General features: G+C 58.4%; 20 protein-coding genes and 1 pseudogene. 11 read left to right on the forward strand and 10 right to left on the reverse strand.

Annotation, left to right across the window (positions count from 1 at the left end; all coding sequences use genetic code 11):
- Nucleotides 1-40: 40 nt before the first annotated feature.
- Complete coding sequence (locus EC9_RS02570; RefSeq protein WP_145089771.1) at nucleotides 41-1,015, forward strand: acetyl-CoA carboxylase carboxyltransferase subunit alpha; 975 nt, start codon at nucleotides 41-43, stop codon at nucleotides 1,013-1,015.
- A 239-nt stretch (nucleotides 1,016-1,254) separates the two neighbouring features.
- On the opposite strand, the gene EC9_RS02575 is transcribed toward EC9_RS02570, so the two are convergent.
- Nucleotides 1,255-1,941, reverse strand: a complete 687-nt coding sequence (locus EC9_RS02575; RefSeq protein ID WP_145342115.1) for a CvpA family protein — start codon at nucleotides 1,939-1,941, stop codon at nucleotides 1,255-1,257.
- A gap of 41 nt (nucleotides 1,942-1,982) precedes the next feature.
- On the opposite strand from EC9_RS02575, the gene EC9_RS02580 reads away from it, so the two are divergent.
- Nucleotides 1,983-2,798, forward strand: a complete 816-nt coding sequence (locus EC9_RS02580) for a metal-dependent hydrolase (protein WP_246105921.1) — start codon at nucleotides 1,983-1,985, stop codon at nucleotides 2,796-2,798.
- A 78-nt stretch (nucleotides 2,799-2,876) separates the two neighbouring features.
- On the opposite strand, the gene EC9_RS02585 is transcribed toward EC9_RS02580, so the two are convergent.
- Together EC9_RS02585 and EC9_RS02590 are read right to left on the reverse strand one after the other, a co-directional pair.
- On the reverse strand, nucleotides 2,877-4,463 hold the full coding sequence (locus EC9_RS02585) for a hypothetical protein (RefSeq protein ID WP_145342117.1): 1,587 nt from the start codon (nucleotides 4,461-4,463) through the stop codon (nucleotides 2,877-2,879).
- Nucleotides 4,464-5,070: 607 nt separating this feature from the next.
- Nucleotides 5,071-6,156 carry a succinylglutamate desuccinylase/aspartoacylase family protein gene (locus tag EC9_RS02590; RefSeq protein WP_145117486.1) on the reverse strand — a complete coding sequence of 362 codons (1,086 nt, stop codon included), beginning with the start codon at nucleotides 6,154-6,156 and terminating at the stop codon, nucleotides 5,071-5,073.
- Nucleotides 6,157-6,518: 362 nt separating this feature from the next.
- Here EC9_RS02590 and EC9_RS02595 point away from each other — a divergent pair, with 362 nt between their 5' ends.
- Together EC9_RS02595 and corA are read left to right on the forward strand one after the other, a co-directional pair.
- On the forward strand, nucleotides 6,519-9,950 hold the full coding sequence (locus tag EC9_RS02595; protein ID WP_218934534.1) for a mechanosensitive ion channel domain-containing protein: 3,432 nt from the start codon (nucleotides 6,519-6,521) through the stop codon (nucleotides 9,948-9,950).
- Nucleotides 9,951-10,197: 247 nt separating this feature from the next.
- Nucleotides 10,198-11,391, forward strand: coding sequence for a magnesium/cobalt transporter CorA (gene corA, locus EC9_RS02600; RefSeq protein ID WP_231745947.1), 1,194 nt, complete (start codon nucleotides 10,198-10,200; stop codon nucleotides 11,389-11,391).
- Between the two features lie 103 nt (nucleotides 11,392-11,494).
- On the opposite strand, the gene dtd is transcribed toward corA, so the two are convergent.
- The gene (dtd, locus tag EC9_RS02605) at nucleotides 11,495-11,944 is read right to left on the reverse strand and encodes a D-aminoacyl-tRNA deacylase (RefSeq protein WP_145342121.1); all 450 of its coding nucleotides are present in this window, start codon (nucleotides 11,942-11,944) and stop codon (nucleotides 11,495-11,497) included.
- Between the two features lie 149 nt (nucleotides 11,945-12,093).
- On the opposite strand from dtd, the gene EC9_RS02610 reads away from it, so the two are divergent.
- The gene (locus EC9_RS02610) at nucleotides 12,094-13,026 is read left to right on the forward strand and encodes a DUF1559 family PulG-like putative transporter (protein ID WP_218934535.1); all 933 of its coding nucleotides are present in this window, start codon (nucleotides 12,094-12,096) and stop codon (nucleotides 13,024-13,026) included.
- Nucleotides 13,027-13,080: 54 nt separating this feature from the next.
- Here the strand turns inward: EC9_RS02610 and EC9_RS02615 are convergent, their stop codons facing one another.
- The gene (locus EC9_RS02615; protein WP_145089786.1) at nucleotides 13,081-14,343 is read right to left on the reverse strand and encodes a S1C family serine protease; all 1,263 of its coding nucleotides are present in this window, start codon (nucleotides 14,341-14,343) and stop codon (nucleotides 13,081-13,083) included.
- Nucleotides 14,344-14,554: 211 nt separating this feature from the next.
- Between EC9_RS02615 and aat the strand changes: the two genes are divergently transcribed.
- The 4 genes and pseudogenes from aat (at nucleotide 14,555) to truD (ending at nucleotide 18,362) form a co-directional block, all read left to right on the forward strand.
- Complete coding sequence (aat, locus tag EC9_RS02620; RefSeq protein ID WP_218934536.1) at nucleotides 14,555-15,178, forward strand: leucyl/phenylalanyl-tRNA--protein transferase; 624 nt, start codon at nucleotides 14,555-14,557, stop codon at nucleotides 15,176-15,178.
- A gap of 76 nt (nucleotides 15,179-15,254) precedes the next feature.
- Nucleotides 15,255-16,544 (forward strand): annotated as a pseudogene (locus EC9_RS02625) (glucuronate isomerase); the annotation flags it as partial.
- 347 nt (nucleotides 16,545-16,891) lie between these two features.
- On the forward strand, nucleotides 16,892-17,320 hold the full coding sequence (locus tag EC9_RS02630; RefSeq protein WP_145342127.1) for a hypothetical protein: 429 nt from the start codon (nucleotides 16,892-16,894) through the stop codon (nucleotides 17,318-17,320).
- Nucleotides 17,307-18,362 carry a tRNA pseudouridine(13) synthase TruD gene (gene truD, locus EC9_RS02635; RefSeq protein WP_218934537.1) on the forward strand — a complete coding sequence of 352 codons (1,056 nt, stop codon included), beginning with the start codon at nucleotides 17,307-17,309 and terminating at the stop codon, nucleotides 18,360-18,362. Before EC9_RS02630 ends, truD begins: the two co-directional genes overlap by 14 nt.
- Nucleotides 18,363-18,599: 237 nt before the next feature.
- Here the strand turns inward: truD and EC9_RS02640 are convergent, their stop codons facing one another.
- From EC9_RS02640 to EC9_RS02660, 5 genes are all read right to left on the reverse strand, one after another.
- The gene (locus EC9_RS02640) at nucleotides 18,600-19,148 is read right to left on the reverse strand and encodes an AlkZ-related protein (protein ID WP_145342131.1); all 549 of its coding nucleotides are present in this window, start codon (nucleotides 19,146-19,148) and stop codon (nucleotides 18,600-18,602) included.
- A gap of 155 nt (nucleotides 19,149-19,303) precedes the next feature.
- Entirely contained in the window at nucleotides 19,304-19,741 is a 438-nt protein-coding gene (locus EC9_RS02645; protein ID WP_145342133.1) for a DUF202 domain-containing protein, read from the reverse strand.
- On the reverse strand, nucleotides 19,728-19,979 hold the full coding sequence (locus EC9_RS02650) for a hypothetical protein (RefSeq protein WP_145282123.1): 252 nt from the start codon (nucleotides 19,977-19,979) through the stop codon (nucleotides 19,728-19,730). The genes EC9_RS02645 and EC9_RS02650 overlap by 14 nt, the downstream gene beginning before the upstream one ends.
- Entirely contained in the window at nucleotides 19,976-21,427 is a 1,452-nt protein-coding gene (locus EC9_RS02655; protein WP_246105922.1) for a YeiH family protein, read from the reverse strand. The genes EC9_RS02650 and EC9_RS02655 overlap by 4 nt, the downstream gene beginning before the upstream one ends.
- Nucleotides 21,428-21,505: 78 nt before the next feature.
- The gene (locus EC9_RS02660) at nucleotides 21,506-22,015 is read right to left on the reverse strand and encodes a MarR family winged helix-turn-helix transcriptional regulator (protein ID WP_145342135.1); all 510 of its coding nucleotides are present in this window, start codon (nucleotides 22,013-22,015) and stop codon (nucleotides 21,506-21,508) included.
- A 216-nt stretch (nucleotides 22,016-22,231) separates the two neighbouring features.
- On the opposite strand from EC9_RS02660, the gene EC9_RS02665 reads away from it, so the two are divergent.
- The gene (locus tag EC9_RS02665) at nucleotides 22,232-23,656 is read left to right on the forward strand and encodes an FAD/NAD(P)-binding protein (RefSeq protein ID WP_145342137.1); all 1,425 of its coding nucleotides are present in this window, start codon (nucleotides 22,232-22,234) and stop codon (nucleotides 23,654-23,656) included.
- 403 nt (nucleotides 23,657-24,059) lie between these two features.
- Nucleotides 24,060-25,325: a hypothetical protein gene (locus EC9_RS02670; RefSeq protein ID WP_145342139.1), complete on the forward strand. Its 1,266-nt coding sequence runs from the start codon at nucleotides 24,060-24,062 to the stop codon at nucleotides 25,323-25,325.
- The last annotated feature ends 310 nt before the right edge of the window (nucleotides 25,326-25,635 follow it).

The raw sequence follows: 25,635 nt of genomic DNA on the forward strand, positions 1-25,635 counted from the left end.
CGGCCGATCGAAAATCAACTGAAAAAGAGAACTCGAAGATATGGATGCTGGCACGACTTTGGACTTTGAGAAAAGTGTGGCTGAGTTGCAGCAGCAGCTTGCTGCGATCGAGAAGCAGACCGATCGCAGCGACGCCGCGGAGACGGAGATCCGAAACCTGCGACGACAGATCAATGAAGAGCTGCGGCAGATCTACGCCAATCTCGATCCGTGGCAGACGGTTCAGGTCGCGCGGCACAAAGACCGTCCGTATACGAACGACTATCTGAAGCTAGCGTTCGACGAGTTTGTCGAACTGCATGGCGACAAGCAGTTCGGCGACGACCGGGCGCTGTTGACCGGGTTTGCGAAGATCGATCGCTTCAAAGTGATCGTCGCCGGGCATCAGAAAGGCCGTACCTATAAGGAACGCGCCGCGTGCCACTTCGGATGCGCCCATCCCGAAGGCTATCGCAAGGCGATGAGCAAGATGAAGATGGCCGAGAAATATCGGCTGCCTCTGATCTGCTTCATCGACACTCCCGGTGCCTATCCCGGCGTCGGTGCCGAGGAACGGGGCCAGGCTCAAGTGATCGCCGAAAGCATGTTCCAGATGAGCCGGCTGAAGACGCCGATCATCTGCGTCGTGATCGGTGAAGGGGGGAGCGGCGGCGCTTTGGGGATCGGCGTCGGCGATCGCGTGGCCGTGATGGAGAACGCGTATTATTCCGTCATTAGTCCCGAGGGCTGTGCGGGCATTCTGTGGAAGAGCCACGAGCACGCGCCGAAGGCCGCCAAGGCGTTGAAGTTCACTTCGAAGGATTTGCCCGGACTTGGCGTCGTCGACGACGTGTTGCCCGAACCGCTGGGCGGTGCGCATCGCGATCATCATCAAGCGGCTTCGCGTCTGCGTAGCTATTTGACGCGGACGCTGACTCAATTGGAATCGCTGCCGGTCGAAGAGTTGCTGGCTCAGCGTTACGAGAAGTTTCGCCGGATGGGCGTCTTCCTGGAGGCGGCCGAAGCGGCTGTCTGATCTTCCGGGCGTCCGCGCCTTCGCGGCTCGGAAGCAAAGTCCTTGGTGCGACCGCCGCAGATGCTGGCGTTCGCCGGGGTGGGGCCTGGTTTTCAGGCCCTTAGAAACCGCCCCGCAACGTCCGATAATGCCTCTTATGTTGTATTAAGGCCCCCGTTTTCCCTGGGTTTTACGAACATTCTGGTTCTGAGGATCGCACGTTCCCCCGCCCTGAATTCCACAGCGACTGGGGCCAGCGGTTATGGCTGGAGCTGGTCGAAGAATTTGGGCGTCAGCAGCTCGGCTGGAATCAGGTTCTCGCTGTCGTTGGGCAGTTGCAGATTCTGCTGCACCGCGTCGACGATCGCGCCGGCCGCGGATTCATTGTCGCTCCACGGCAACGGTTGCGCCGGACCGGTCGACGCGTTGCCGTCGGCTCGCAATTGTTCGTCCAGTCGATCCAGGTACGGACCGACGATCTCTTGCAGTTCGGCCGGGATGACTTTGTCGCTGTAGCTGAGGAGCTTGGCGATGTAGTATCCGCTCCGCGATTGCACGATCTGCGTGCGGACCGAATCGCCCAGCAGCGAGAGCGCGAACATCGTGATCAGGATGCAATAGATCACGCCCTTGGCCAGTCCGAGGATTCCGCCGAGTTGATGGTCGAAGGTTCGGAGTCTCAGGCGGTCGATCGTGCGCGATAGCATTCGGAATAAGATCCAGATCGCGATCATCGTGCCTGTGAACAGGATGAACATCGCCAGGAACATATTCCACGGCGGCTCGGCATGAATCTGTTGCGAGAACGGTTCGCGGAAACGCATCGCCACCCAGTAGCTGAGCGAGATCGATGCGAGCGACGCGACTTGCCAGGCGAAGCCTTTGATCGCGCCGAGGATCGTGGCGGCAGCCAGCGCGATCAGCATGATGATGTCGTAGGTTTCCATGATCGGTGGATTTGGGGATTTCGAGCGGCGAAGAAGCAAAGGTGCCAAGTATACGTAGGTCCGCGCCGCGGGCGAAGATCAATCAGATCGGCCTTGGCAGCGAGGGGCGATCGCGGTTATTTAATAGCATGGCCGGATTCAAGACACACATGACGGGAAGCACCGTCGTCGGCATCGGATACGGTTATCTGGGAGCAACCCAATTTGGGATGTCTCTGGAATCGTGCTTGTTAGCCGGAGGCCTGTGCAGTGTCAGCGGGATGCTGCCCGATTTGGACAGCGATTCAGGGGTACCGCTGCGCGAAACGGCGATGTTCGCATCGGCTGTGGTTCCGATGATGTTGCTCCATCGGTTGCAGGACTTGGGCCTGCGGCGCGAGACGATGATTGCGGTGGCCGGCGTCGTCTATGCCTTCATGCGATTTGTCCTCGTCGAAGTTTTCAAAAAGTACACCGTTCATCGCGGGATGTGGCACAGCATTCCCGCGGCCGTTTCGGTCGGCTTGATCGCGTATCTGTTGCTGCATTGTGCGGAGGAGGATGTGCGGATCTACAAAAGCATGGGAGTCTTCCTCGGCTTCATGGTCCATCTGGTCTTGGATGAAATTTGGTCGATCGAGTTTGGGGTCACTGGGCTCCGTTTCAAAAAGTCGTTTGGGACGGCGATGAAATTTTGGGGCAACAACTTTTTGGCCAACGTCTCGGTCTACGGGAAGCTTGGCATCTTGGTCTACATGGTCTATCACGACCACTCGTTCATGTTGCATCAGCATCTCCCCGAAGCGCCGCAGTTCGAACAGATGGCCGAGCCGTGGATGCTGCCGCAATCTCCCTCGCCGCAACCGGGCTGGCGCTAGCAACGGGATCTTTGCTATCGCCGGGCATAGTGGTCTCAAAAAAATTCAGTCCCCTGCCCTGCTCCATTGTTTTGGAGCTCAGGAAGATTTCGCCATCGCCGCCGGTTTGCCGATCCGGTCACGCAGTTCGGCGAATCGATCGGCGGTTCCGAGTTCGATCCAGTTCCAGAACTCGAAGCGGTCTTTGTCGAAGTCGCCGAGATCGTTTTTGTACAGCCAGATTCCTTGGCGTGCCGCCAGCAGGATCTGGTGGGCGTTAAGGACCTTGCCGTAGGATCGTGCTTGCCGGAAATCGACGTCTCGTTGTCGCTCCGAGAGGATATCTAGTTTAGCTTCGATCAGAATCGATACCGTAGTCTGGCCGTTGTGCGCTCGAAGTCCAATCGCGTAATCGGGGATGATCCGTTCTCGGCGGCCAATTTTGACCGTCAGTTGACGAACGTAGTCCGGCGTCGCGTATCCCAGCCTTTCCAGGAGCGGTTCGATCAGTTGTGTCTCGACGTCCCGTTCGTTTTTCAGATTGAGGTCAAGGGTCGGCAGGTCTGCGGGTGCTGACGGGAGGATTGATGTGTCGAATCCTTTATCCGCGGCCATCTCGAGGATAGCGTTGTATTGCGATGTTGGGATCGGTTTCCCGCCGCGACCTTGAAATCGCGCGCGAACCGCTGGGGTGTCCGCGAATGTTGGGTGGACTGATAGTTCGCTGAATGGGATGTCGGGGATTTTGATGGGGCGAGAGATCCGCGATGTTGAATAGTAATAAAAAAACGGGTCGACGAAGCCGGGAGCGACCGCTCGCCAGATCGAATGGACGCAGCTGCGAGGCGACGAGCACCACAAGACGACGATATCTCCCGGTCTTGTTTCTACTCCACATTGCCAGAAGGAGACGTCGGTCGGTTGGGCGTTGTCGACGAAGTCGAAATCTTCGTGGGTTCCGCGACCGCCGATCACAAACCAGACGCGAGACGCTGCCGGGAGCTCGTTGTGGTGTGTTGCAAGCTTCAGATCTTTAAACGCGAAGTCGTAAAGGAAAGCGTTGAATTCGGCGGGCGTTAGTCCGTGTGCGGTTCGGAATTTTTGGAGTTGCTCGTTGATGCGTGCGTAATAAATGGCGCGTTCGCGTTCTTGCCGTTTGCCCGGAACGGGCGGGAGTTCGATTCCGTAGTTTCGGCAGATGGTTGAAAACTGATCGAAGCGATAGCTGAAGAAATAGGGTGCAAAAAGTTCTGGCCATCGCATGTGAAGCCCTGCGGAAATATGAGCTATCAGCGTGTAGATCTCCGAGTAGTATCGTTTGGATTCGTCCTCGCCTTTTGCGTCGTTAAGTATTGAAAAGTAGAAAGAATCAGTGTCGTCGAACTCAATCACGATCCCATTGTCGACGATCTCTTCAAATAGATTTATTGCTGCGTCTTGCGATGGGATTTCAACGTCACGCACTAGCTGGTTGATGAACGTTGCAATATCTATCGGCTCATCGAAGAAAGTGTTGTCGCGGTTGTCGTTGTACTGCCGCATCCAGCGGAGTTCGTGCTCGAAGTTCTGAGGGGTATCGAGTTCCGCTAGTTGTTGAAGGTGCGAGATCAATGGCCGGCTGATCGCCTCTTTTCCTTCGTCGGATTGTTTGTAGAGATCCCATGCGAATGAAGAAAATCGTGACATGCTGGGAGCCTCCGCCGGTCGGTTCCGCAATTAGTGAATGTGCAAGAGTTGTGTAGGCCAGCGATTATAAACCGCCCTGCCCTGCTCCGTGTTTTGGGAGACGCGGAATTGTTGAGTAGCCAAGGGTGGTAAGTTGGGCTGCGGTTCCGGTGTGCCTGGGGCTGGCGCTGGCTTGCTTTGGAGTTTGCTGCCGTTCGGGGCATTAGGTCCATGTGGTCGTGCCGGCCATGTGAATCGCGCAGTCGACGATATGTGGTAGGTTCCAGGTCCGGTTGGTTGCGGTGTTCTGCAGTCGCGAAGGCGACGGTATTTGATAGCCTGGGACGCAAGTCTCAGATCCGGTGGACGATGTTGTTTAGAAGTCGCGAAGGCGACGGCATGAGTTTTGGTCTGGTCCGTCGGGCGATCGCATGTCGTCGCGTTCGCGACTTGCTGGGTTGGGATTGAGGTGGCGTCGGCGTACTTGTGACTTGCGTCCCGGGCTGTTGCATGTCGTCGCGTTCGCGACTGGTGGCGATGCCCGTGGGCTGGAGGTTGTGTGGGGGGGGCAAGATTTTTGTCTGCCCTGCCCTGCTCCGACTGGGCTGGGGCTGTGTTGAGGTTTGGCTCAATCGACGTTTTCGTTGTTGTCTTCGGCGGGAGCGTCGACGACTTGGATGTTGGTTGCCAGGTGTTCGTGAGCGGTTCGTTGGACCTCGTCGCCGGCGACTTGTTTTTCGTGTCGGCGGACCGATTTGGGGTTCGACAATCGGCCGATGTGGACCACCGGTTCGCCTGGTTGGACGGCGGGCAGCGTGGTCATGCCGATGATGATTCCCGAGAAGGGAGCCTCCAACCGGTTTTGGTCTTCGGCTAACAGATTGCTGTTCGTGGCGATCGCTTGTCCTTTAACGATGCTGTCGCCGGGCGAGACGTGCATCGCGAGGAAGCCGCCTCGCTCGGCGCGGATCCATTTGGTTTCGCGAATCGTCGCCTGGGTGTCGGGAATGTCCGGTTCGCCCGACATCATCTTCAGCTCCATCAGCACGTTGAAGATCCCGCGGGTCATGCATTCGACGACCGACGATTCAACTTTCCAGACCTCGCCTCCTTCGACGATGATCGTTGGGCAGCCGGCGCGAGTCGCTTCGCGGCGGAGCGAGCCTTTGGGGCCTTTGGTTTGCAAGATGATTCCCGATCCGAAGGCTTCGGCCATGCGGCGGCAATCGGGATGGGAGAGGTCGGCTCGGACGTTGGGGAAATTTGTCCGCCGGACCGCCGCGGTGTGCAGGTCGATGCCGAAGTCGCAGCGGGCGATCAGCGATTCGAAAATCACTTTGGCGAGTCGCGAGGCCATGCTCCCCGAGGCCGATCCGGGAAAGCAGCGGTTCAAATCGCGGCGATCGGGCAGGTAGCGAGAGTGCCGTTCAAATCCGAGCATATTCAGTACCGGAATCATCAGCACGGTGCCGGACTGCAGCGACCATTCCTTGTCCGATAGCATTGTCCGAATCGCTCCGGTGCCGTTGAGTTCGTCGCCGTGCAGTGCGGCGGTGACAAAGACGGTCGGGCCTGGTTGCAGTCCGCGGCGGATGTTGACTGGAATCGAAACGTTTCGGCTGCTGTAACTTTCACTGACCACCAATTCGGTGCTCAGCGACTCTCCCGGGGCGATATCGTGGCCGAACCAATTCTGGGTTTCCGCGGCGCTCATTTTCGGTTTCTTGGGCTGGATTGTGGAAAAAACACGTGGCAACGACTCAATATAGCAAGTCGAAGCCTGGGCGCGTGATACGTCTTTGGCGGGCCCAATTCGGGCGACTCGAATTCGACTTTCCTCGCTTCTCCAGGGTTGATAGTGTGCGCCTGAGCAGAGGTCTCTCATCTCTTCCCACACTTCTCCCGCTATCAAAGTCAATGCGTTTCAATACTCCGCTTCGATTTGTTTGCTGCTGTCTATTAGGTCCACTTGGACTGGCCGTAGCGCAGCCTGCTGAGAACGGTTGGCGGATGCCGCCCGTTGCAAGCAATCCCGTTGCCGTACCCGCAGCGATGCCGGTGCCACCAGCGGGCGCGATGCCTGTTGTAGCCCCGGGTGCAGTCCCTGTCGCGGCACCGGTGGAGTCGCAGCGCGTGGTGCCAGCAAGCTTTAATGAGTCGCCGTCGCTCGAGACGGCGGTGGTGACGCGCGAGTTACTGGCGTCGGAGTTGGCGGCGATCGAAGCGACGACCGATCTGGCGGAGGAGATTCGTAAAGCTTGCACCGAGCGAATAAACAAAGCGAAGGAATGGATCGACAGCGAAGAGGCGTCGCGGAAGCGTCAGCAGGAGATCGAGGCCTATCTGCCGACGATCGGCGATCTTGTCGCGGAGACCAAGGCGGCGCTCGAGAAGCCTGCCGATGCCGAGTTTGGAGCGAACCCAAGCGGCAATACGATCGCAGAACTGGAGAGCCAGTTGGCGGCGCTGCGTCAGCAGGTGGAAGCGGATGAAGCGCAGTTTGCAGCTAAAGGGAAAGAGCTTGAAGGGCGGACCGCGAGACTGGCGGATCTGGCAAAAGAAGTTGTCGAACTGGAACAGAAGATCGCAGAAAACGCCAAGCAGGCTGCGGCAGCAACTGGTACCGATTTAAACGCTCACGTGCAAGCCTTGGAACTGAGGGCCAAATCACAGTGTCGGCAACAGCAGTTGGTGACGACCAAGTTGGAGCGGCGGCGGTTGGACGAGACGGGGACGTTGTTGCCGTTAGAGCACGATTTGGCGCAGCGCAATCTGAATGGTCGCAAACGGATGTTGGCGCGTTGGCAGACGGCGATCGACCAGTGGCGGAAAGAGGAGTCGCTGCGTCAAGCGACCGAAGCGCGGCGGATCGCCGAGACATCGCATCCGGCTTTGAAGTCGTTGGCTGAACAGAATGCGGAGATCGCAGAGCGCCGGATCGCCACGGCAGCGGGGATCGAACGCGTCACGAAAACGATCAAAGAACTGAAGGAGAAGATCCAGCAGTACGAGGCGGATTTCGAGACGCTGCGCGACAAGGTCGAGCACGCGGGAACGACATCGACGACCGGGTTGTTGTTGCGCAAGCAACGCAGCGAATTGCCGCGGATGTCGGAATTCGAGGAGCGAACGAAATACATTCAAGCGGAGATGCCGGCGGCGCATCTGCAGTTGACCGAATGGAAACAGATGCGGCGCGCCGTCGCCGATCCTGAGGAAGCGGCGGCGGAGATGTTCGATTCGCTCGACGCGTCGTTGGGAGATTACGATCGTCAGCAAGTCATCGACGTCCTGGTACGCGTGCTCCGCGACCGCCGCGATCTGCTGGCCAAAGCGATCCCCGATCAGGATACGCTGCTGCAGGATTTGAATGAACTGGAACTTGTCGATCACCGATTGGAAGCATTGGTTGAGGAGTTTCGCGAGTTTCTGAACCAACGCGTGTTGTGGATTCGCAGCAGCGATGCGATCGAATTAGAGGATGTGCGGGCCGGAATTCAGGGGCTCGGTACGTTGGTCAATCCCGTTCGTTGGGGACAGGTGTTGCGTGTTGCAGGGGTCGATCTGTTGCGACGTCCCGCGGCCGCTCTTTCGCTGTTGGCGTTTGTGATCCTGTTGATCATCTTCCGCGCTCGCTTGCGGCAGACGCAAAGCAATCTGTCCGATCCGCCGGCTGCCGGTCAAGAGGCGAAGTTCTCGCGCTACGCCGCTGCGTTTATGATCGCTGTGGTCTTGTCGGCTCGCTGGCCTGCCCTGCTGTTGGTCGTCGGATATCGCTTGCGGACCGCGGCGGCATCGACCGAATGGACGCAAGCTGTCGGCGACGCCTGTCTGACGATGATCCTGTTTCTGTTGGGCTGCGAGTTGTTGCGCGAACTGTGTCGCAGCGAGGGTGTCGGCGAGAAGGTGTTTGGTTGGCCCGAGCGGGCGACCGCGTCGGTTCGCAATACGTTGGAGATCACAGCACTGGTCGGAACACCGATCTTTGGGTTCTTGCTGCTGTCGCAGTTCGGCGAATTGGCGGACCAGCAAAGCTCGCAGCGGTTGTTGTTCATCTCGATTCTGGCTCTATTTGTTTTGCAGATCGGTTGGTTGGTGCGACCTCGCGGGCCGTTGATGAAATGTCTGTCGGCGGATTCGCCGCAATCGCTTGTGGTGCGATTCAAGAAGCCGATCTGGTGCGCCGTCGCTGGCGCACCGCTGGCGTTTGCGATCCTGTCGCTGGTCGGATATCACTTCTCTGCCTATCAGTTGTCGGGCCGTTTGGCCGAAACGGGAGCTGCGGTGGTGGCGGCGATCGTCCTCTATTCGCTCGCCCTACGATGGTTGGAAGTGATTGGATACAACCGCGCACTGCGAGATGCTCCGGCGGCGGTACGGCACGACGAGGAGCGGTTGGTGATCGATTCGAGCCTGTCCGAGGAGAGCGTGGTTGTTGAGCCCGAACCGGTTGCGACAGTTTCGATGCACGCATCGGCCGACAGCGAATTCCGCGACCTGTTGCGGTACGCGGGGATCATGCTGTTGGTCTGCGCCGGATGGTTTATTTGGTCGGAAGTCTTTCCGGCCCTGCGAGTGTTGGACCGCGTGGTGCTGTGGCAGAACATCGAATCGGTCGCCGAAACGGTTGTCGATTCGGGGGGCGGCGAGTCGATCAAGCTGAGCGACCGAACGGTCCCGACGACACTGACCGATGTCTTGATGGCTGTGTTGGTCGTCGTGGCCACGATGATGGTCGGTCGGCGTTTGCCGGGCGTCGTTGAGTTTGTGGTGTTGGAGCGGTTGCCGATGGAACAAGGAGGCCGCCAGGCAGTGGCGATCTTGGTTCGCTACGCGGCGACGCTTGTCGGGCTGTTGTTCGCGTGTCACATCATCCGACTCTCCTGGGGCAGCGTTCAGTGGCTAGCCGCTGCGATGACTGTGGGGCTAGGTTTTGGTTTGCAGGAGATCTTTGCAAACCTAGTCAGTGGATTGATCATCCTGTTCGAACGTCCGATCCGATTGACCGATCTGGTGACCGTCGGCGATGTGACGGGGAACGTCACGCGGATGCAGATGCGGGCGACGACGATCACCGATTTCGATCGCCGCGAGTTGATCGTGCCCAACAAAAAGTTCATCACCGACAACGTCATCAACTGGACGCTCACCGATCCGGTCAGCCGCGTCGTGTTGCCGGTCGGAGTCGCCTATGGCACCGACGTCAAAAAGGCACAGGGGATTCTGTTGCGGTTGGCGAAAGAGTGTCCGTATGTGATGCGTGAACCAGCGCCATCGACGCTGTTCAAATCGTTTGGCGATAGTACGCTCAACCTGGAACTGCGAGTCTTCATCGCCAAGCGGGATGTCTACTTGGATGTCGTCAACGAATTGAATTTGGCGATCACGCGTGAATTCCAGAAAGCGAATATCGAGATCGCTTTCCCACAACGCGATCTCCACATCAAATCGGTCGAAACGCTCCAGGCGATCCTGCCCGATGTCCAGCAGCAGCGGAGCGCCGCCTGATTCGGCGGGGGAGGAATTTCTATCGCCCCCCTGCCCTGCCCCGCAGTGCAAATCACGGTTTCAATTTGAGGTATCAGCCGCCACGCGTTTGCGTCCGGTTGTCCAGGGGAGCCGGACGCTAACGCGTGGCGGCTAATCTGGCTAAGCGCAGCCAGTTAACGGCCCTGCCCTGCCCCGAGATGGAAATTGTGTTTCGCAATTCGGTCGCCTAGATTAGGGTTTACATTGCCCATTCTAGGATCCGATTGTGTCACTGCAGGCCGCGCGAAACATCATGCTCGAATCGATCGACAAGCTATCGAAGCGGATGTCGCGTCCGCGGGTTGTCGTCGGAGGCATTCCGGGAGCGCTGGAATCGCATCCGGGGAGCGTCAAAGGGCAGATTCGTCTGATCCAGTACAACGAACATTCGTCGACCGATAAGGTTGTCGAATCGGTGGCTGAGTTGGTCGATTGGGTGTCGCATCGCAAGCCGCCCGAATCGTACGCTGGGTTGGCGCCGACGGTTCCTGGCAATGGTGCCACGCCAGCACACGCTCGCCGCACGACCTGGATCGACATCGATGGTGTCGGCGATGTCGCGATGTTGGAAGAGCTTGGTAAGCTGTTCGATATCCATCCGTTGGCGATGGAAGATGTCGTGAATGTTCATCAGCATGCCAAGTTTGAATATTACGGCGACACGATGTTTTTTGTCGCTCGGATGCCGATCGACGGAGGCGGGTTTAATACCGAACAGGTAGGCATCTTTCTGATCGGTGATGTCGTGATCACGATTCAAGAGCGACCCGGGGATTGCTTGGAACCGGTTCGCCATCGAATCGCCAACGCTGCGGGACGGATTCGCGAGCGGCATTCCGACTACCTGGCCTATTCGATTATCGACGCGGTCATCGATGGCTACTTTCCGTTGTTGGACCGGTATGCCGAAGTGTTGGATGACGCCGCCGAGGTGTTGCAGCAAGGAGGCGACCGATCGCTGCCGCTGCAGTTGCATGCGATCCGCGCCGATCTGTTGTTGATTCGCAAAGTCGTCAACCAGCATCGCTCGGCAATTAATGTTGTGCTGCGCGATGTGGGCTATCGGATGGAGGAGGATACCGCGTTGTACTTCCGCGATTGCCAAGACCATTTGCAGCATTTGATCGAAGCGGCCGACACCGATCGCGAAACCTGTGCCGAACTCCGAGAGCTTTACTTCGCCATGCTCAGCGAACGGAACAACGATGTGATGAAAGTGCTAACGATCATCGCGACGATCTTTATTCCGATGAGCTTTGTCGCCGGGATCTATGGGATGAATTTCGACAGCAACGTATCGGAATGGAATATGCCCGAACTGCAATGGACCTATGGGTATCCGTTTGCGTTGGGGTTGATGACGTTGATGGCGGGCGGCCTGCTGGCCTATCTGTATCGCAAGGGTTGGCTGACGAAGTAGTTGGGCTTCCCGTCGTTTCGCCTGTCCCCCTGCCCTGCCCCGCGGTTTGTATGGCCGGGCGTTTGACGAACTTCACGCGGTGGTGTTGCGGATTGCTTCCCGTCTACCAACGTTTGCGGCTGTCCAACAGCAGCGTCACGGGGCCTTGGTTCACCAAGTGGACCTGCATGTCGGCGGCGAAGATACCTGTCTGGACTTCGATTCCCGCGGTGCGGATACGTTGGCAGTAGTGTTCGTACAGCTGCCGAGCGATCTCGGGATCGGCGGCGTCGGTGAACGCCGGGCGGCGACCTTTACGACAGTCGCCTAACAACGTGAACTGGCTGACTGCCAACAACTTGCCGCCGACCTGCGCGATGTCCAGATTCATCTTGTCGTCGGCGTCGGCGAACACTCGCAGCCCAATCGTCTTGTCGGCCAGATAGTTCGCGTCGGTCTCGGTGTCTCCATTTTCGACTCCCAGCAAGACCAGGAACCCAAGCTCGATCGCTCCGACTACTTGGTCGTCGACAGTAACCGATGCTTCCGAAACTCTTTGGATGACAGCTCGCACGATGTCTCTTTCCTTTTCTTCACGATTGCGGTGGCGATGAACCGATCGGCCTCAGTCGATACAATAACGGGGGCTGATTGTAGGGCAAAACGCGACATCCGCCCTGCCCTGCTCCGTTGTTGCTTCATCCTTTTTGTGTTGCCGTTCCCATGCCGCTGCTCTTTACCTGTCCCCATTGCCAAACGCAGACGCTGGTGGAAACGCAGTACGCCGGTCAGGCGGGAGCTTGCGCGGCGTGCGGTAAACCGATCACGGTCCCCGATTTTCAGGAGGAGACCGGCAGCATCGCCATGGAACCGCGGAAATCGATCGGTCGGCCGATTCGGTTGATCGCCACGATCTGTGTCGGGGCGGTCGTTGTGTTGGCGGGCGGGATGTTGATGTTTCGTTACGGGGTTTCCGGGATCGCTCAGATTCGTGCGAATTCGCTGCGCGGGGCCTGCCGCAACAACGTTCGTTTGATCGCGGCGGCGCTGAACGCGTACGCCGATGATTATGGAACCTATCCGACTCCGATGGTGACCGATGCGGCGGGGAAGCCGATGTACAGTTGGCGCGTTTTACTCCTTCCCTATCTTGGCCACCAGTCGCTGTACGGTCAGTTCAATCTGGCGGAGCCGTGGAGTTCCGAGACGAACATGGCGCTCGCTTACAGTCGGCCGGCGGAGTATGGATCTCCTGCAGTGGGAAGCAATGTCTGGAGCGAGCCCAATTACATGTTAATCACCGGCCCGGGGACGCTTTTCCCCGCGTCGGGACCGCTGAGCCCACGCGATGTGATCGACCGACCCGATCAGACGTTGTTGGTCGTCGAGGTCGCGCGGCCCGCAAACCCGATGGCGGGCAGCGAACTGCTGTGGACTCAGCCAGCCGATCTGGACGTCGCCAAGATGGTTCCCGCGATCAACGGGAAGGATGGCGTGGAGATCGGTGGCAATCATGAAGGAGGCGCGACGGCGGCGACTAGCGACGGACGCGATCACTTCTTGAGCGAGTCGCTGTCGGCGGGGGAGATTCGCGGCTTGATCACACCACGCGGCGGTGAACCGCTGCCCGATGATCTTCTCGACGACTGGGAATGATCGGCGGTGTGTGGCCGCAAGAAAACGATCGCAGCGAGATGCGGATCGATTGGATTATCGCTTCAGGTCGTCCGGACGCATTCCGATCTCGACATCCAGCAGCCGCGTGCTGTCGCCGCGATAGATCTCCATCGAGACGGTGGAACCACCGGTTGTGTCGCCAACCATCCGCATCAATGCGCCCATGTCGCGGACGGGTTGGCTGTTAAAAGCGATGATGATGTCGTCGGGCAGGATGCCAGCGTTGCGAGCGGGCGAGCTGCCGTTGGCCAGCCCTCGCACCAACGCGCCTCGGATCAATGGATCGTCGCCGTGGCGTCGCGATTCGGGAACTTCGTCCAATGCCACGCCCAACCAGCCGCGGTTGACGTAGCCCGAACTTCTCAGCCGCTCATAGACCTGCTTGGCGACGTTGCTGGGAATCGAGAAACTAACTCCGCGATAGGTCTCTCCGACGATGGCTGTGTTGATGCCGATCAATTCGCCAGCGGAATTGATCAACGGGCCGCCGCTGTTGCCGGGATTGACCGCGACGTCGCTCTGCATGAAATCTTGGTACCGCGTCCCCGCTTTGGTCGCTCGATGCTTGCCGCTCAAGATGCCAAAGGTGACCGTGCGGTCGAGTCCAAAGGGGCTGCCGACAGCCCAGACCGGCGTGCCGACTTCCGATTTGTCGCTGTCGCCCCAGCGAACGGGCAGCAGGCCATTGGCTTCGATTTTTAAGATCGCGATGTCGGTCAACGCGTCCATCCCCACAACCTCTGCCGAAACGCGGCGTCCGTCGCTGAGACCGACATGGATATCCGAACCCCCTTCGATCACGTGATAGTTGGTCAGGACAAAGCCTTGGTCGTCGACGATCACGCCGCTCCCTTGATCGCCTGGCAATTCCATCCCCGACCCGCGGCGGATGGCGACGGCAAGTTCGCGTTCCTGTTCGGTTAGGTCGCGTTCGACGTCGATGTGGACGACGCTAGGGCCAACGCGTTGGGTGACCATTTGATAGGCTTGTGCTAGCGAATTCATCGAGACATTTCGCAGCCCCTCGCCGCTCGATTCATATTCGGCTCGCAGTTCCCCTCGATGCCATGCGTACCGGATCTCTTCGACCAGCGTCGGGACCAGGAAGCGGGTGGCCAGCAGCAGAACGCCCAGCATCACCAGGCTGACCAATGCTTGGGCCGCACCGGGGCTGGAGGATTGGTTCCGCAGTGGAGGGATTTCTTTCGGTGGTTTCGGCGAAGGTGTAGACTGGGGCCAGGCGTCCGCGGGACGCGAATATTCGGCCGGTTCGACGTCGAAATCCAGGTGATTCATCGCTTCACACCTCAACCAAACGGTTTGGGGCTGCTGAATAGGAGAAGATTGCCGATCCGCGAGCGAATCGCCTTGCGTCTCATTGTAACGAAATCTTTAGCCCGCGACATAAAAAGTGGCCAATCCGCCGAAGCCTCACTTTTTCCCTCCCCCCTCCAGCGCCGATCGTAACGGTTTGGTTGCCATTGACCCCCGGTTCGATCGACCGCGGATGTTGGACGCCTATCGGCACGGAATTTTCCCCTGGCCGTGCCGTTGGGCCGACCAGTGGTTTGTCGGTTGGCACAGCCCCGATCCGCGAGCGATCCTGCCTCTGGATGACGTGCGGATTCCCAAGCGTTTGCTGCGGAAATTGCGAGCTGGACACTTCCGTTTCCGTTGGAACAGCTGTTTCGACAGCGTGTTGGAACATTGCGCCAGCGTGGGGGATCGCAAGGAAAATGCTTGGCTGTGCCCCGATTTGCTCGACGCGATCTCGTCGCTGCATCGATCTGGCGACGCCCACTGCATCGAGGTCTACGACCGCGACGGAACCCTCTGCGGTGGACTGTATGGGATCGCCGTTGGAGCTGCGTTTTCGGCCGAATCGATGTTCCATCTGCAGAGCGATGCGTCGAAGGCGGCGGTCTGTGGGCTGGTCGCGGTCTTGCGCCATGCCGGCTTTGAATTGATGGACATTCAGCAAACCTCGCCCCATTTGCTCGCCTTTGGCGCTGTCGAAATCGATCGCTGCGATTATCTTGTAGCTCTCCAGCGGGCGCTGGGCAAACAGCCGTCGTGGCCCGCGACGACCGAACATCCGATCCCCATCGACCGGATTGGCGCGGAGGATTGAGCGGCGGTGATATCCGATCGCCCCCCCCTGCCCTGCCCCGTTTTGTATTTGAACCCAACTTGCGAGCCGAACAAGACTTATGACCAGCGAACTACGACAGCGAATCTATCAACAACTTGCCAGCGTCGAACTGATCGACCCGCATACGCACATCAACCCATTGGATGCCGGTTCGCATACGCTGGTCGATATCTTGGGTTACCACTACTACACCGAATTGGCCCACTCGGCCGGCATGCCACGCGAGCAGATCGAAGATCCCGCGATCTCGGCGAAGGAGAAAGTGGGCCGACTGATCGAAGGCATTGGCCCGATCGACAACACAATCCAATACAGTTGGTTGATCGATATTTGCCAGCGGTTCTTCGGTTTCGAAGGCGACCGTTTGGACGCGTCGAACTGGGAGGCGTTGTTTGATTCGTCGGAGGCGCAGATGGCCGACGCGGGTTGGAGCGACGAGGTGCTGCGACGCAGCAACGTCAAGTCGGTCTTTTTGACCAACGATTTCGACGACCCCTTGGCCGGCTTCGACACCGCTAAATATGTTCCTTGCCTGCGGACCGACGATCTGGTTTTCCATCTTGGCAAACCCGAGGTGCGGCAGCGATTGGAAGCCGCGACAAAAGTCTCGGTTGGCAGTTGGACCGAATTGCGGGAAGCGATCGGCGTGCTGTTCGAACACTTTACGACGAACAACGCCCGCGCGTGTGCGATCTCGATTCCTCCATCGTTTGCTCCCGAACCGGTTTCCGACGGCCGCGTCGAAACGGCGCTGGATGCCGTGCTAAAGGATGGCGTCAATTCCGACGAAAGCCATCTGCGGGCGCTCAGCCACCGCATCTTCTGGACCTTGGCCGAGATGTGCGACCAATACGAATTGCCTTTCGATCTGATGATCGGCGTCAATCGTGGCGTCTACCCAACGGGCGTCTTCCAGGGGCAAGACCTCTACGACAGCCGCGTCTCGTTGATCCAGTATCAACAACTGTTGAACGCCTTCCCGCGGGTCACCTTCCCGATCAGCGTTTTGGCGAGCGTCACCAACCAGGAACTGGCCAGCTACGCTTGGATCTTCCCTAACGTTGTCACCAACGGACACTGGTGGTACAGCAACACGCCAAGCATCATCGAACGCGACGCAGCGCATCGCTTGGAAGCGGTTCCGCGAACCAAGCAGATCGGATATTACAGCGACGCCTACAAGCTGGAGTTTGTCGCACCGAAGTTCGACATGTATCGCAAGATCTTGGCCAAGGTGTTGGAGCAGTATTACGTGATCGATCGATCGTGGAGCGAAGAGCGAGCTGTCGAGTTCGGCACGCAAGTCCTGCGCGGCAACGTCGAGACGACGTTCAAGATCTCGTAGACAGCTGGCTTCTTCTTCACATTCCCGGCTGCGCTGAGCGGGTGAAGTTGCGCAGCCCTTCACCCTCCCTCAAACGAAGTTTGAAAGGGAGGGTCGAACGAGCGAAGCAAAGTTCGGGGAGGGGAGTCCGTGATGCAATTCCTCGCCGTTTGATCCTGGCGGTAGGCCCTCCCCGAAAAACTCGCTAAACGCTTGTTTTTCGACCCTTTCGGCTGCGCCAGGCGGGTGAAGTTGGGCGATGGCATGCGCGGTGCGATGTATCTGAAACGCCAGTTTTCACTATAATCTCTTCTTTGGGATCCCCCCCCCTGCCCTGCCCCGACTGCTTGTTGTTGAAGAGTCTATCGATGACCGAACCCGCTGACGACTCTGCCAACTCTCCGCTGTCGCATCTCTACGAGCTGGGCAAGGTGACTGTCTTCTATCTTCCGTCGCACAAGTTGGACGACCCGAGGTATTACGAGGGAACGCAGACCGCGCGGACGGCGACTCACGATTTTATGATGGATCGCTACCGCGCGTACACGCATTCGCCGACTCCCGTTAAAGGCTATTGGGTCGATTTCAATGGCCAGTTGGTGCACGACGTGATGGAGCGATTCGAGGTCTCGTTTGGCAGCGAGGCGGAGTTCGAGCGGCTGATCATTTTTCTGATCGAACTGTGTGGGCGGTTGAGCGAAGACGCGGTCTATGTGACGCGGGGCGAGCGGAGTTTTCTGGTCCATGGCCAGCCGCGGCAAGAGATCGCAAGCGACAGCGATCATGACAACCGATAGTGTTTTGAAATGGACCGCCATGAATCCGATCGATCCTCCCCGTCTGCTCGGTCCTCCGCTGGGCTCGGTGATCTTCAAGTCGCAGCCGGAAGACTTTGAGGTCGAAGAACTGCTTCGCTTCGAACCATCGGGCGAAGGGGAGCACTGCCTTGTTTGGATGGAGAAGAGGCATCGCAATACCAACGATGTCGCGTCGGAGCTGGCGACCAAACTGGGGCTGCGGAAGCGGTTGATCAGTCATTGCGGATTGAAGGATAAAGAGGCAGTAACGCGGCAATGGTTTAGTCTGCATCTGCCTGGAAAGCCGTCCCCTTCGGTTGAGGATTTAACTGTCGAAGGAGTGCGTGTGCTGCGGATCGTGCGCCACTTGCGCAAGCTGCACCGCGGCGCGCACGATGGCAATCGCTTTTGGATCCGTTTGCGAGGTTGTGAATTCTCCAGAGAAGCTGCCGCCGCGCGATGGCAGCAGATGATCGACCGTGGCGTTCCAAACTACTTCGGCACCCAGCGATTTGGCCGCGACGGTGGGAACGTGCCACAGGCGCTGCGATGGTTCAAGGACGAGATCCAAGTCCGCGATCGGATGCTGCGTGGGATCCTGTTGTCCGCCGCCCGCAGCTATCTGTTCAACGCCTGTGTCGGCCATCGCGTGCTCGACGGGACATGGGATACGCCGCTGTCGGGCGACGTGTTTGGGTTCGCCGACAATCGCAGCCTCGTCCTGCCGCACAATCTGCATGGCGATGAAGCCGATCGAGTACGGCAGGGAGCTCTTGAGTTAACCGCTCCGCTATGGGGCGAAGGGGAGCTGCAGAGCCAAGCCGCGGTCAAAGCGATGGAAGAGCAAGTCGTCGCTGCCTATCCCGATCTGTTGGCCGGTTTGGCTCAGTTCAATTTGCGGCAAGAGCGGCGTGTGATGCGGCTGCGACCGCTGTCGGCCGAACTGACCTGGGAAACTGATTCGACGCTCGTGCTGCGGTTCGATCTTCCCAAAGGAACCTACGCCACGACGCTGCTGCGCGAGTTGGTCGATATTGGTTAGCGCCGATGAATCGCTGCGTTAATTCACCCGCCCGGCGGAGCTGGGAGGGTCGGGAAACGAGCGTTTAGCAAGTTTTCCGGGGAGGGTTTGACCGCTGGATTGAACGCCGTCGATTTACCTCGCAACTCCCCTCCCCGAACTTTGCTTCGCTCGTTCGACCCTCCCCTTCAAGCTGCGCTTGGGGAGGGTGGATTTTTGTAAGCCGGGGACTTCAGTTCGGTTGCCCGTTCATGAGGTTTAGCTTGGCGGTTGATGCTGTTGGACGATGTCCAGGTGGACTTCGTGCATCGGCAACCAGAAGTCGTTTTTGAGTTTGGGATCGTTGGAGCGGACGATGTTCAGGCTGACCTGCAGCTTCTTCATCGCCGTGTCGAATTGGCTCTTTGTACATGCGAGCCTTTCGAGCGCTCGCTTTCGCAGCGGACCGGTGTAGTCGGGTTCGAGGCGGATGAATTGGTAGATCTCTTGTGCCAGCGAATCCAATTCGCAGACCGGTTGGAACGCCGCGGGGTAATGGACCTCGCGGAAGTACTGCATCTCGATCAACGCCGCATCGCCACCGGGCACTTTTCCGTAGAAGACCGATTCGGGATAGGTCTGCGGAATCCGAGTCTTCCAGTCCCAGACGGCTTTGACCTTGGGGCTCCATCCGCCCTCCTTGGGCTTTGCTTCCGGTAGGTCGGTGTTGTCCCACAGCGACGGGTAACTCGAGCATTGGCTGCCAAAGACCGTGCAGACTTTGTGAGCTAGCACAAATTGGTAGGCTTGATCAAATGTCTTTAGCATTGGAGCGAGACCCGGCCGGACTGGTAGTGTTTCAAATTGAGGTATCAGCCGCCACGCGTTAGCGTCCGGTTCCCTCCCCCGCCTGGCAACCGGACGCTAACGCGTGGCGGCTGATTTGCGCAGGTGCAACGGAATGGTGTGGCTGAGGGCCGCCGTTACAACGATGTCGGTGGTTGTTGCAGGTGAATGTTTCCAGGTGTGGAGCCCGATGCCGGTTCGTCTTGCAGGATGAAGCTGGCGGTCAGGATCGCGGCGGCTGCCAACAGGTTGCAGAAGACGGCCAGCACCCAAAACGGCATCGCGTTGCGGGCCGCTGGTTGGCAATATTTGATGCCGCGAGCGTATCCGACAAATCCGATCGCAAACGAGAGGACGGCGACGAATACGAGGATCATTCCCAGGGTGGTGACGGCCCATCGCGGTTCAGCGTTGGGCATCACCTTGGCAATCGCCAGCCCCGTCGCCATCGATGCCAGCCCCGTCCGGACCCATGCCGAACAGGTTCGCTCTTCCGCCATCAACGTTCGATCCAAGCCGGTGTCGGGTTGGGCGTTGGCGTTCTGGTTCTCTGGGCTCGCGTTATCGTTGCTCATCTGACGCCTTGTCGAGAAGTTGTTCGGCTCGCTGCCGTTGTAAAATCTGTTCCATGACTTCCAGTTCGGTGTAATACATCGCACTGGGGTCGATTCCTTGATCGTCGAGCCACTGCAGGTGCTTCGTCATCGCCGGTTGGCGGGCGTAGGCTGGCAGGATCACCAGCCAAACGACCGCGACGCCAGCGATGGCAAGCACCAATGACAGCAGCTTTTTGGTGTCGGTTAGACCGATCATTGTTCAACCACAGGGGCAAAGACGACTTCGAACATCAGGTAGGCCATCAGAAGGGTCAGGCACAGGTTCAGTGTCTGGCCGCAGACGTAAAGGATCAACGGCTTGCCACCCTTGAGTTGCGGAAGGAGTTGCTTGAAGTTGGTCTCCAGCCCGATGCTGACAAAGGCGAGGCAGAAGAGCCAGCCACGCAGCGTTTTGGTCGAGCCTTTGATCATCGCGTTGATCAATTCGGGGCCGGCGGTCATCGTCGAATAGAGTACCGAAAACAGGATCGACATCGCCACGAAGCCGAGGACAAACTTTGGGAATCGGTACCAGATCTCCGACGCTCCCACGCGGGGCGCCGACGGATCGCGTTCGACATACGTCACCCAATAGATCGCGACGCAAAAGGCTGTCACGCCGATCAGGATGTTCTGGATCATCTTCACCGTCGCGGCAACTTCTAACGCTTCGTCACCCAACACCGCACCGGCGGCGGCGACCGCGCCTGTCGAATCGATCGTCCCGCCCAGCCAGGCACCGCCCAGAGTCGGGCTCATTCCCGTCGCTTTGATGATCGCGGGCAGCACGACCATCATGATCACGGTGAAGCTGAGCGACATGCCGATCGCAAGCGATAGCTCTTCCTTTTTGGCTTTGCACGAGGCCGCGGTCGCGATCGCCGCGGAGACGCCGCAGACCGACATGTCGGCCGAGATCACCATGTTCAACGAGCGCGATGGGATCTTCAAAACCTTCTGGCCGAATATGTAAGTGGATACCAAGACGATTGGCGTTACGACCCAGGCGACAAAGACGCCGGGCAGGCCAAGAGCCAACAAGCGGCTCATCAAGACCTCTGCTCCCAACAGCACCAAACCGGTCTTGATGAAGAACTCCGTCATGATCGCCGGCCGCAGAAATGCCGGAGTGCCGATTGTGTTACTGATGATCAATCCGACCAGCAATGCCCACAACGCGTATTCCAGGTTGTACGCTTTGAGCACGCTTTGCCCGGCCAGCACGTAGGCCAGCGTGGCGAGCAGGAAGACGATCGGGAACCCTGCCAGAAAGGCGGCGGCCGATTTGCCGCGACACCACATCGCGAAACCGCACAGGACCGCCAGCACGAGGAAGACGCCGCCGATGCCGATCAGTTTGCCATCGAGCGACGCCAGCGGATCCGCTTCCCAGGAGCCCGGTTTGGAGAGGTACGCCTTCAGAGGGCTCACGACTTCCAAAGGTTCTCCCATCCCGATGCTTTCGGCCAGCCCATCGGGCCGACCCAGCCAGACCGCACCAAATGCAAAGACCAACAAAAGTGCGGCACACCAAATCGCCCACCAATCTTCGGCGGTCCGCATGTCGGTCCATAAACTGTGGCGTTCCGGCGGCAACGTGACCGTGTCATCACCGTCGGGGGCGGCATCGTTGTCGGATGGTTGAGAACCTGGTTCGTTGCTCATCGTGAATACTTTCGTCGTTGGTGGGAGAATGGTGGGGGAAGCCGACAGCTTTGGGGACTGCAGCTTAAACGCAATCGCTTAATTCGATTGGCGGTTGCCGCTGGCCGCTCTTTGCTTGGCGGCGCAGTTCATGCTGGCGCGAACCAATTGCAGCAAGCGGATCAGTTCTTTCTGCTCCTTCTGTTTGAGGCCGTTGATCAAGTTGTCTTCAAATTCGCGAAGCTCCTCGCTGGCGGGACGAACAAGCTTTCTGCCCGCGTCGGTGATCGCGACATAAACGGTCCGCCGGTCCTCTTCGGATCGCTCGCGCGTGACGAGATCGCGGCGCAGCAAACGGTCGACCAGCGCGGTGACGGCGGGGACGATTTGCACCAACCGGTCACCGATTTCGCCACAGGTTAGCGGGCGATCTTCCATGTCCAGGATTCGCAACAGGTTGTATTGCGAAAACGTCAACTCGCGAGGACGGAAAAATTGTGACAGTTGATTGTCTAGTTGGTCGCCAGTTCGTGCCAGGCTGACAATCGCCTCTTGGGCAACGCTCGCAAAGGGTTGGCAGCGTTTTAATTCGTGACGCAGGTCGTCCATCGGTTGGATGCTCGTAGGCAGGAGGGGGGCGATCGCGGGTGGGGGAGACGCTGAAAGACGTTGACTCAGTAAAATCTTATGGATAAAATAATCGGCGATCAAGCGTTGTTTGCCGATTTTTGGCGGATCGGTCGTTAGCGCCCTGCGAGGCTCCGGTTTTCGGTCGCCCGTTGGGATTTTCTACCCCCCCCTGCCCTGCCCCACGTTATGCCTACCATGCAAACCACAGCCATCATCGGTGGCGGCTTCAGCGGAACGCTGGCGGCCGTCAATCTCGCTCGCTTCGCCACCACGCCTCAACGCGTCGTGATCATCAACTCGGGGCGCCCGTTTGGTCGCGGCACCGCCTATGGAACCACTCGCGGCGAACATTTGTTAAACGTTGCGGCGCGGAACATGTCGGCGTTTCCCGACCACCCCAGCCACTTCTTCGATTGGTTGCGATCGCGCTGCGATTACGACGGGCTCAGCGACGATGTGCTGCGAGAGACGTTTATCCCGCGGCGGATCTTCGGCGACTATGTTCGCGGGCTGGCGTCGCATTATTTGGGCGGAGCCGATCCTCGCAGCCAAGTTGAGTGTCAGGTCGTCGAGGATTCCGCCGTCGACATCCAGCCGCGAGGCGAAAACGGCGGTGTGGTGATGTTGGAGCATGGCGATCCGATCGAAGCGGAATCGGTGCTGCTGGCAACGGGCAACCAACCGCCGGCTGGGCTGCCCGGATCGGGCAAACTGGCCAACGATCGTCGCTACTGCGGCAATCCTTGGACAGCGTGGCACGAAAACCTGCCCGACGACGACAAGCACATCGTGATCTTGGGGACCGGGCTGACCGCCGTCGACGTGATTGTGACGCTGCGGCACAAAGGATGGAACGGCAAGATCACCGCGATCTCGCGGAATGGGATGCTGCCTCAGCGTCACTTCCGTGGCATCGCCTGGCCGACCTCGATCCCCGACGACGGCCAGACGCGATCGTTGAAGGAGTTGGTCAGCCTGATCCGTCAGGACTGTCAGCGGTTGCGTGGTGCCAGCCAGAACCCCGCGATCGCTGTCGACAAGCTGCGCAGTCGGACGCAGCAATTATGGCGGGATCTTTCGATCGATGAAAAACGCCAATTCTTGAAGGACTATGCGGCCGATTGGAATGTCATTCGGCATCGCATTGCCGGGCCGATCCACGACGCGGTCACTGATTCGTTGGACTGTGGACAGTTGACGATCCTTCCCGCCACGATCGAATCGTTGGATGCGGGGGAGACATCGATCGAAGTTCAATTGGCTGCCGGCGGCGATGGTCCTGATCGGATTCATGGCGATATGGTGATCAATTGCACCGGGCCGAAGTCGCGGTTTTCCGATTCACAGATTCCGCTGTATCGCGCCCTGTTCGATCGCGGCATCGCCAAGCCGGATTCGATGGACATGGGAATCGCCGTCACCGATGACTTTGCGGTGGTTGGGGATGATGATCGCCCGTCGTCGTTTCTGTATGCGATCGGTCCGATCTTGAAGGGGACCCTGTGGGAAACGATCGCCGTTCCCGAGCTTCGCCAGCAAGCGATGGCGGTCGTCCAAACGATCCTCAAGCAAAAACCGATTCGCGTGGCCAGCCCCGAGACGATCGAGTACTGCATCTAACCTCGCCCCTGGTGGCGACTGCTTAGGCGCGTCTGTTTCCTACCAGTCATCTCGCTCGCGATCGGGGTTCCGCCTGCCGATCGCAGCCAGTTTGCCCGCGATCGGATGGCGTGAAGGTACCACCCTGCCCTGCCCCGATCTCTTGTGTCGCCGCGCGGGATACCAGATTTTTGTTAAAGTCTGGAGAGTATCGATAGTCTGACTGGTTTCCGTTTCGCCTGTTCTCGGCGTGTTGGTGAGTAATGTTGATTCGCGGGGCGGTTCGCGAAGGACAGGTTAAGAGTGAGCGAATTTTGTCGTGACTGGCGGTCGCGATTGTTGCCATTGAGGCACTATGGCTGATAGAACTTTCGGTCCCCTGAAGTTTCCCGCCCAAGACTGCCTCCCTCAGTTTAAAGACAACATGCCCTCATTGCCTCGTATTGCTTCGACCCGCCGGAACTTTCTATCGCTTGCCGTCGGAACCGGAGTTGGCATTTTGCAGCCGCGCTCCAGTTGGGGTGCCAGTTCGGCCGCGCGGGAAGACCAGCCCTATGCGCAGATCGATTGGGACCGTTGTCGGCGGATCGGTTCGGTGACGCATGCCCATTGTCGCTCGCAACGCTCGCTCGACTTGCTCTGTCGTCGCGGGCTGACGCATTTGGCGATTTCCAACTACTACCCGTCGGCTCCCTGTGCTCCTACCGAGCAGATTGGGCAGTGGAAGGTTGGGCAGGACTTCTGCACACTCAAGGGGGAAGGCTACGTCGAGCGGGAGTTCGCGTGGAACGAGATTATCCGCGATCCGGAGACCGGTTGGTTCGATGAACTTCCCACTGCGATGCAGGAGAAGATGCCGTTCCAATCGGAGAAGCCTTGCTTCACGCAGATTCTTCCCGAAGTCATTTTGTGTCCCAATGCGGAACATCATTCGATGACCGATTGCAACGGTCACTTCAATGCCGTCGGATCGAACTTCGCAAGTGGAACGTTTGATGTTCGCAGTTACTACAAACTGAACAACCACGGCTATGCGATGGGGACGGGGATGCCGTGGCGAGAGGCGTTTGGGCGGATGTTGGATGGGCTGCAGTTTGCCGATGGTGGCGGGATCACGATCAACCATCCGAAGTGGAGTCATGCTTCGCCAAAACAAATAATGGAATTCTTGGACTTCGATCCGCGCGTGATGGGAATTGAGATCTGGAATAGCACCGCGGAATTTCTCAGTCAAACGGGTTGGTCGTTGGACGAATGGGATGCCGTGTTGGCAACCGGTCGTCGTTGTTATGGCTTCTCCGTTTCCGATCACGCCCACAATTCCGATCCTGCGTTTCAAGGCCGCAATGTGTTGTTAGTCGATGCGGCGACTCCCGCCAGCGAAATGCCAGCGGCTTGTTTGCGAGCGTATCGCAACGGCAACTTCTACGCTTCTTTGGATGGTGTTTTGGAACTCAAACGCTTCCATTGTTCAGCCGATGGGAAGTTGGATGTGGAGATTTCGGGCGGTCCCAGCAAGTTGCGAGTCCTGTCGGCGAAGGGAGTCGTTCACGAACAAGCGGGTGAGTCGATCTCGTGGGCATTGCCCGAAGGGAAGTCGTCGGCGCAAGAACATGTCTATCTGCGTGTTGAAGCGGACCAGGTCGATGGCGATGACCGTCTGCTAACTCAGGCGATCCAGTTGGTCTAGCTCGCGAGACATCCTGTCTTTTCGTGGTGGGGCCTGGTCGCGTCGCTGCTGTTCGGATCGAAAAATACGCTACTTGAGGAGGCGCGCGCCCCGCACTTCGCTGTGTGTTGGATATAAAGTCCGCTCTTGTTCGTTTTGCAAGGTTTGGTCTGGTGCGAGTTTAGCTGCTGCGTGTTATGGATAACGCCATCGTTGCAGGAAACGTTAATAAATAGTGAACTTCTTGCTGGTGGTGCCGTTGCAAATTGACAAGAGATGGTGTCCGGATAGATTGTCCATTTCGTGCCGTGCTTCGTCGGTTCTGAGGTGC

Source organism: Rosistilla ulvae (assembly GCF_007741475.1).
Lineage (GTDB): Bacteria > Planctomycetota > Planctomycetia > Pirellulales > Pirellulaceae > Rosistilla > Rosistilla ulvae.

What these genes read in the sequence shown, in the direction of transcription:
- EC9_RS02660 (WP_145342135.1), bottom strand. Translation starts at nt 22,015, where the DNA reads ATGGACGACCTGCGTCACGAATTAAAACGCTGCCAACCCTTTGCGAGC.
- EC9_RS02585 (WP_145342117.1), bottom strand. Translation starts at nt 4,463, where the DNA reads ATGTCACGATTTTCTTCATTCGCATGGGATCTCTACAAACAATCCGAC.
- EC9_RS02655 (WP_246105922.1), bottom strand. Translation starts at nt 21,427, where the DNA reads ATGAGCAACGAACCAGGTTCTCAACCATCCGACAACGATGCCGCCCCC.
- EC9_RS02630 (WP_145342127.1), top strand. Translation starts at nt 16,892, where the DNA reads ATGACCGAACCCGCTGACGACTCTGCCAACTCTCCGCTGTCGCATCTC.
- truD (WP_218934537.1), top strand. Translation starts at nt 17,307, where the DNA reads ATGACAACCGATAGTGTTTTGAAATGGACCGCCATGAATCCGATCGAT.
- EC9_RS02640 (WP_145342131.1), bottom strand. Translation starts at nt 19,148, where the DNA reads ATGCTAAAGACATTTGATCAAGCCTACCAATTTGTGCTAGCTCACAAA.
- EC9_RS02645 (WP_145342133.1), bottom strand. Translation starts at nt 19,741, where the DNA reads ATGAGCAACGATAACGCGAGCCCAGAGAACCAGAACGCCAACGCCCAA.
- EC9_RS02570 (WP_145089771.1), top strand. Translation starts at nt 41, where the DNA reads ATGGATGCTGGCACGACTTTGGACTTTGAGAAAAGTGTGGCTGAGTTG.
- EC9_RS02670 (WP_145342139.1), top strand. Translation starts at nt 24,060, where the DNA reads ATGCCCTCATTGCCTCGTATTGCTTCGACCCGCCGGAACTTTCTATCG.
- EC9_RS02610 (WP_218934535.1), top strand. Translation starts at nt 12,094, where the DNA reads ATGCCGCTGCTCTTTACCTGTCCCCATTGCCAAACGCAGACGCTGGTG.
- EC9_RS02590 (WP_145117486.1), bottom strand. Translation starts at nt 6,156, where the DNA reads ATGAGCGCCGCGGAAACCCAGAATTGGTTCGGCCACGATATCGCCCCG.
- EC9_RS02575 (WP_145342115.1), bottom strand. Translation starts at nt 1,941, where the DNA reads ATGGAAACCTACGACATCATCATGCTGATCGCGCTGGCTGCCGCCACG.
- EC9_RS02665 (WP_145342137.1), top strand. Translation starts at nt 22,232, where the DNA reads ATGCAAACCACAGCCATCATCGGTGGCGGCTTCAGCGGAACGCTGGCG.
- aat (WP_218934536.1), top strand. Translation starts at nt 14,555, where the DNA reads ATGTTGGACGCCTATCGGCACGGAATTTTCCCCTGGCCGTGCCGTTGG.
- EC9_RS02615 (WP_145089786.1), bottom strand. Translation starts at nt 14,343, where the DNA reads ATGAATCACCTGGATTTCGACGTCGAACCGGCCGAATATTCGCGTCCC.
- EC9_RS02650 (WP_145282123.1), bottom strand. Translation starts at nt 19,979, where the DNA reads ATGATCGGTCTAACCGACACCAAAAAGCTGCTGTCATTGGTGCTTGCC.
- EC9_RS02595 (WP_218934534.1), top strand. Translation starts at nt 6,519, where the DNA reads ATGCCTGTTGTAGCCCCGGGTGCAGTCCCTGTCGCGGCACCGGTGGAG.